Source organism: Humibacter sp., assembly GCF_035547335.1.
Classification (GTDB): Bacteria; Actinomycetota; Actinomycetes; order Actinomycetales; family Microbacteriaceae; genus Humibacter.
In genome coordinates, this window is the sequence record NZ_DASZVF010000050.1 from 1 (window position 1) to 5851 (window position 5851).

The 5851-nt window shown below is 67.8% G+C and carries 5 protein-coding genes, 1 tRNA gene and 1 pseudogene; 3 read left to right on the plus strand and 4 right to left on the minus strand.

Annotated features, from left to right (window positions below):
- The first annotated feature begins 49 nt into the window (after window positions 1-49).
- Both VHB92_RS10620 and VHB92_RS10625 read left to right on the plus strand, forming a co-directional pair.
- Window positions 50-1000 (plus strand): SPFH domain-containing protein, encoded by a 951-nt coding sequence (locus tag VHB92_RS10620; RefSeq protein ID WP_325453723.1) that lies wholly within the window; start codon window positions 50-52, stop codon window positions 998-1000.
- Between the two features lie 71 nt (window positions 1001-1071).
- Window positions 1072-1147 (plus strand) — tRNA-Lys (locus tag VHB92_RS10625).
- Window positions 1148-2247: 1100 nt separating this feature from the next.
- On the opposite strand, the gene VHB92_RS10630 is transcribed toward VHB92_RS10625, so the two are convergent.
- The 3 genes from VHB92_RS10630 to VHB92_RS10640 form a co-directional block, all read right to left on the minus strand.
- On the minus strand, window positions 2248-2379 hold the full coding sequence (locus tag VHB92_RS10630; RefSeq protein ID WP_325453724.1) for a hypothetical protein: 132 nt from the start codon (window positions 2377-2379) through the stop codon (window positions 2248-2250).
- Between the two features lie 578 nt (window positions 2380-2957).
- Window positions 2958-3536 (minus strand): DUF4352 domain-containing protein, encoded by a 579-nt coding sequence (locus VHB92_RS10635; protein WP_325453725.1) that lies wholly within the window; start codon window positions 3534-3536, stop codon window positions 2958-2960.
- Window positions 3537-4097: 561 nt separating this feature from the next.
- Window positions 4098-4400 (minus strand): hypothetical protein, encoded by a 303-nt coding sequence (locus VHB92_RS10640; RefSeq protein WP_325453726.1) that lies wholly within the window; start codon window positions 4398-4400, stop codon window positions 4098-4100.
- Window positions 4401-4916: 516 nt separating this feature from the next.
- On the opposite strand from VHB92_RS10640, the gene VHB92_RS10645 reads away from it, so the two are divergent.
- Window positions 4917-5411, plus strand: a complete 495-nt coding sequence (locus VHB92_RS10645; protein ID WP_325453727.1) for a prepilin-type N-terminal cleavage/methylation domain-containing protein — start codon at window positions 4917-4919, stop codon at window positions 5409-5411.
- Window positions 5412-5484: 73 nt separating this feature from the next.
- Here VHB92_RS10645 and VHB92_RS10650 read toward each other — a convergent pair.
- A pseudogene (locus tag VHB92_RS10650) lies at window positions 5485-5851 on the minus strand (hypothetical protein); the annotation flags it as partial.

Sequence of the window (5851 nt, forward strand, 5' to 3'; positions counted from 1 at the left end):
GCACGACCGTGACCGTCTACCCCTCCGATCCACTACCGAAGGAGCTGGCGTGACCGCAGCGATCGTGGCCGCCGTCATCGTGGTGCTGTTGCTCATCGTGCTGTCGCGCGCGGTGCGCATCGTGCCGCAGGCCTCGAACTCCATCGTCGAGCGCCTGGGCCGCTACAACCGCACGATGCAGCCCGGCCTGCACCTGGTCGTGCCGTTCCTCGACCGCGTGCGGCGGGGCATCGACCTGCGCGAGCAGGTGGTGAGCTTCCCGCCGCAGTCGGTCATCACCAAGGACAACCTGGTCGTCGGCATCGACTCGGTCATCTACTACCAGGTCACTGACCCGTTCCGCGCCACCTATGAGATCGCCAACCCGGTCGCCGCCATCGAGCAGCTGTCGGTCACCACCCTGCGCAACGTCACCGGTGGCCTGCAGCTCGAGGAGGCGCTGACCAGCCGCGACCACATCAACGCGCAGCTGTCGTCGACGCTCGACGAGGCGACCGGCAAGTGGGGCATCAAGGTCAACCGGGTCGAGATCAAGGCGATCGAGCCGCCGCCGTCGATCCGCGACGCGATGGAGCAGGCGATGCGCGCCGACCGGCAGAAGCGCGCGACGATCCTCACCGCCGAGGGAGAGCAGCAGTCGGCGATCCTCACCGCGCAGGGCCAGCAGCAGGCGGTCATCCTGCAGGCCGAGGCCGCGAAGCGGTCGACGATCCTCGCCGCCGAGGGCGAGAAGGAGGCCGCCGTCCTGCGGGCCGACGGTGAGGCCGAGGCCATCAAGCGCGTCGTCGCCTCCATCAAGGAGGCGGGGGTGGACCCGCAGGTGCTCGCCTACCAGCAGCTGCAGATGCTGCCGTCGATCGCGAACGGCGAGGCGAGCAAGGTCTGGTTCGTGCCGACCGACGTCGTCGACTCCCTGCGGAGCATCACGGGCAACGCCAACGCGGCGACCGCCACGCCGGCGCCGACCACCCGGAGCCGGGGGAGCAGCAGCACCAGCTGAGGCTCCCGCGGATCTCGGCCGGCCCCCGGCCCGGGTCCTGTAACCTTGCGGGCTGCACCACAGCACCACCGGCGCCGTTAGCTCAATTGGCAGAGCAGCTGACTCTTAATCAGCGGGTTCGGGGTTCAAGTCCCTGACGGCGCACCAGTCCTTCATGTTCCTTCCACAGCCGTCACCGAGCCGGACGCCGAGCCCCTCGCTCAACGCGAGGCCGAGCACGTCACCGAGTCCGTCGTCGTGTCTGCTCGCCTTGAGGACGGTGTGCGCGCGGCTCTGAGCAAGCCTCAGCGCGCTCGCTTGCGCGCCGCCCCTGCGCCTTAACGGGCTTGGTTTCGAGTTCCGCCTCATGTGTGGTCGGATCGTTCTCGGGTCTGACGCGGACTTTGATCCAGGCGATCCGCCAGACGCCCGCGCTCATCTCGAACCCATGGCGGGCGAGCATCTTCGCTCCTGCGATGGGAAGGCCCAGGACGATTATTACGATCACAACGACCAAGTAGCCGTTCATCGAGGTAGCTCCAGGCGTCACCGTCCGCTGCTCGTCGCGGACGAAGGACCGGGATACCTCGTCGTGCCGTGCGTCTTTCGGACGAGCCTCCGGAGGTCGGATGACGAGCCACCCGACTCCAGGTCTTTCCGTCACTTGCTGGGCGATGCCATGCGAGGCGTTGCGGTACGCGTCTCCTCAGTAGAGGGCCCGGGCTTGCTCCCGGTAGCGCGCAACGAGACTCCGGTCCATCAGCGCCGTGCGGCGCGTGCGGTCCTCAGCCGTGCGGCTTCGGAGCCCTGTGCGTGAGATAACGCTACGTCCAGGCACCACATCTGGCGCTCATCTCGGTCGTTCGACCAACGGCGTGTCGCGCCATAGCGTCGGAGACCGTGATCTTCGTCCGGGTGCCCATCGCCACTCGGAAGGGATACCTGAACGCTTGGGGCCGAGCGCCGGAAGGGTGGTATGCCTCGGTGTGGTGGTGGTCCAACGTGATCGACACGGGCGGGACCGCGGATTACCCACCTCCCGCTCATGTGCAGTGGACGGCTCTCGGGCGAGTACGTCGAGCCGTTCTACGGGACGTGGGACCGCTCAATCACGGTGCCGACGATGGCGCTCGACGGGGTCCTATGGCCTCATGTTCCGATGGTCCGGGGAAAGCGTGAGGGCCGCCACCACGGCCTTGTGGACCCGGTGGCACCCTCCTCCTGCCGGACCGCTGCCGGCACCCAAGCAGTCGGTACGCCGCTCCGTGCTAGGTGACCTTTCCGCAGATCACGTAGACCGTGACTCCAGCCACGTTGTCTTGGATCTGCCACCCAGTCGCTTGTCCGCCGCTGCCGCCCTCGGTGGTGTTGCCGATGATCGGGTAGGGGTACGTCTCCATGTACGTCGTCGGGTGTGATGCCGAGCCGCCTCCACCAAGTGCAACTTCTCCGACTGGGCACAACACCGTGAGCGTCGTGGCGTTGTCGTCGGTCTTTGTGTATACGCCGTAGTTGGTTACGCCGTTGACGCCCGGCGATCCCGATGGCCCTATCGGACCGGATGGTCCGATGCTGCCGGACGGCCCCACCGGTCCTGACGGCCCGGCGGTCCCGCTCGGACCCGCCGGACCGCTCGCGCCTGTCGAGCCCACTGGCCCCGAAGGTCCAGAGGGTCCGGGCGCACCGCTCGGCCCGATAGGCCCCGACGGTCCGGTCGACCCGGGCAGGCCGTTCGCTCCTCGCTCGCCGCTGGGGCCAGGCGATCCGGGAGCGCCGGGAGGACCCACGACGGTGCCGCTCGCGAGGGTGATGCTGTGCTCGCCCCTCGAGCACTTGCCCACCACACGCAGAGCTCCGGTCTTGTTGTTGACGCAGGCGTGCAGTGCCCTGGCCCCGGAGACCGTGAAGCCCACTCCCGTGCCTGCAACCGCGAGCACTGCCACTCCGAGAACGAGCCCGACGGCGGTACGGCGCGCGGTCATACGTACACCTGGCCGAGGCTGTCTCCGAAGTCCTCGACCAGCAGCCGGTAGCCGGAGCCGGGCGGCACGTCGAAAACGACGACGCCGCTCACGTAATCGGGTGCCGTGAGGGTCCCGGACGACAACTGCTGCCCGTGCTTGGTGTCCTCGTAGGTCTGATCCCAGACTTGCCCGTCCGGACCTTTCAGCGAGTAGTTGAACCGGTTGTAGTCGTGAGTGCCCTGCTCCTGTGTGATCGTGATGGGCACGGTGAGGTACTGCCCGTTCGTCGGTCGATCCGTGGTGCAGTAGGGCTGGCCGTCGCCGTAGTCGGTGCAGGTCGTAATCGAGGAGTCGTACAGCGCCCCGCCGATGTCATCGCGGAATCGGGTGTGCGCGTCGATCCGAGCGTCGATGCTGTTCCCGTTCACCGCCACGACGGGGAAGTGCGGTTGCACGTGCAGGGTGATGGCTCGGCTGATCGCCTTCGAGTAGCCACTGCCTGCTAGGGAGACGACGCGCAGGTTGAACGTGCCCGCTGACCTGAACGTGACCGGCTTGTAGAAGGAGATGAGGTCCCGGAATGTCTTAGCCACGTGCCACTGCCCACCGGGGTGGCGGGTCTGGATCTGGAGAGTGTGCTCATCGGTGCCCGACAGCCGTCCCGAGATGTAGACCTGATCACCAACCGTGGGCGTGGCGTCCGAGGCCGACACGTAGTGGATAGCCACCGTCGCCGCGGGACGAGCCGAAGCCGGGGCGGCGGTCGCGACCAACGCGGTCGCCAGCGAGAGAACCGCTAGTGCGGGTCCGACCTTCTTCAAGTGGGGCTCCCTAGTCCTTTGTGCAGCATCTTGGTCCGAGCGAGTCTTCCGTGGGGCCGGACGACGCAAGCCCATCCGAGGTGACTAGACGCTCCCTTTCGAGAAGCCATGATCAGGTGCGGCCTCCGAGGCGCGCGATCTACGGCCTGCGGTGCGTGCGCCACCGCTCATTCATGCGTGGAACGCCTTCGGGCGTACTCGATGCCGTGCGCACTGAGCCCAAGATCCCCCTCTCATGCGATGGTCCGCTCGGGCTACGCAGCAGCGGCGAACTTTCCCCGCCCTAGCCCACGCTCACGACATCCATAAGAAGGGAGCACGCGGCGATGTGACTCAGGCTGATGGTTCATTGAAATCGTTGGTCTGGACCGCAGACGGGATGAGAGCCAACATGCAGATGAGCCCACCGGCGAGCAGCGCGAGAGCCTCAGGCTTTCGGGACGCGACAGACGAGCACACGACCGCCCCCAGGTTCGTGGTGCCGTCAGACGAACTATCAACCTGGGTCGGGAAGAACGCGGACCCGCAGGAGTTGTTGTAGGCCTTCACTGGCACGAGCCCGATGATGGCTCCCACCGCGAGCAAGACGAATGCCACGGTCCCGAGCAGCATGCAAAGGGCAGTCTGTCGTCTCATGCCGCGAATTGTGGAGCCGACGAGGAGACCAAGACAACTCCGCAGCGCCTTCCGAATTAAGCCTGAGTCCCGAACGCGAGCTGAATCCGGAGCGATTCAATCAGCGGACGCCCTCGACGCCCGTGGACAGGTCGCCGCGCCTACTTAATCAGCGGGTTCGGGTTCAAGTCCCTGACGGCGCACCACGCCCCTCACGAACATCCTCGCCGCCGATCGGGCGCGCTCGGCGGACATCACCCGGTCGCTCGGCGGCGGGTCGGCACCCGCAACTACGGGCGTCCGCTCGTCGTTGATGGCACGGGCAGGAGTCGTCGGGGGCATGTCGTAGCAGATGCGGATCTTTCCGGACCCATCGGATGCATCGGCGGGCGACGAGGCCTTCCTTGATCGGCCGTCCGGACGCGGAGGCGCCGTCACCGCGGCGCACCACGTCGCGGTCGAGCCGGCCGACGCTCTGTGCATCGCGGCCCGATACATCTGTGCGGCCGCCTCGACGAAAGAGGTGCCGCCGTGCTCATGCGCATCCGTTCCGACCACGACAACGACGAGGGCTTCACCCTCATCGAGCTGCTCGTGGTGATCATCATCATCGGCATCCTGGCCGCCATCGCGATACCGGTGTTCCTGAACCAGCGGAAGAAGGGTTACGAAGCGTCCTTGAAGGCCGACATGCACACGGTCGCGCTCGCGGAGGAGACCTACCTCGCCGAGAACCCCGACTCCTACGCGACCGGGACGCAGCTGGTGGACGGCAACTTCGTGAACAAGGTCAGCTCGGGCAACAACATCGGCATCTACCTCAGCGGGGGCGAAGCCTTCTGCTTCGTTGCGTTCAGCTCCAAGGACCCGACCCACTGGTACGCCTACGACAGCGTGGCCGGCGGCATGCAGCCGGGCGTCTTCTCCGGCGGGAACGCCAACACCGACTGCCCGACCAAGGGCCAGATCCCGGGGTGGAGCCTCGGCGGCTACGTGAGCGACGCGAACGGCTCGGTCACCGGCACCGGCTGATCGGCAGCGGAACGGACGGTGGGGCGGGCCGCCACGCAGCAGTGGGGGCCCGCCGGGCCGGCCCGGGGCTGTCTCAGTCGGCGACGGCCGCGGCGGGCTCGGTCCGGGCCGCCGACCACTCGGGCGCCGGGGCGTTCGGTTGCGGCCGCACGAGTGCCCAGACGAGCAGGCCCGCGAGGACGCCGGAGATGCCGGCGACGAGCCAAGCGCCGTCGATGCCCGAGATCGAGGCCCGGTGCAGCGCGGCGTCGAGCGCGGCGCGGTTCGGCCCGGCCTGCGCGAGCAGCCGGGGCGCCTGACCGCCGGCCAGGTCGTGCGCGACCGAGGCCGGTGCGCCGGGCAGCGAGTGCGCCGCCCGCGAGGCGAACACCGTGCCGAGGACCGCGATGCCGATGCCGTAGCCCAGCTGCCGGGCGGTGTTGATGGCGCCGGCGGCCATG

Excerpts from the sequence above, each read along its gene's own strand:
- VHB92_RS10640 (WP_325453726.1), bottom strand. The coding sequence starts at position 4,400 with ATGAGACGACAGACTGCCCTTTGCATGCTGCTCGGGACCGTGGCATTC.
- VHB92_RS10630 (WP_325453724.1), bottom strand. The coding sequence starts at position 2,379 with ATGGAGACGTACCCCTACCCGATCATCGGCAACACCACCGAGGGCGGC.
- VHB92_RS10645 (WP_325453727.1), top strand. The coding sequence starts at position 4,917 with ATGCGCATCCGTTCCGACCACGACAACGACGAGGGCTTCACCCTCATC.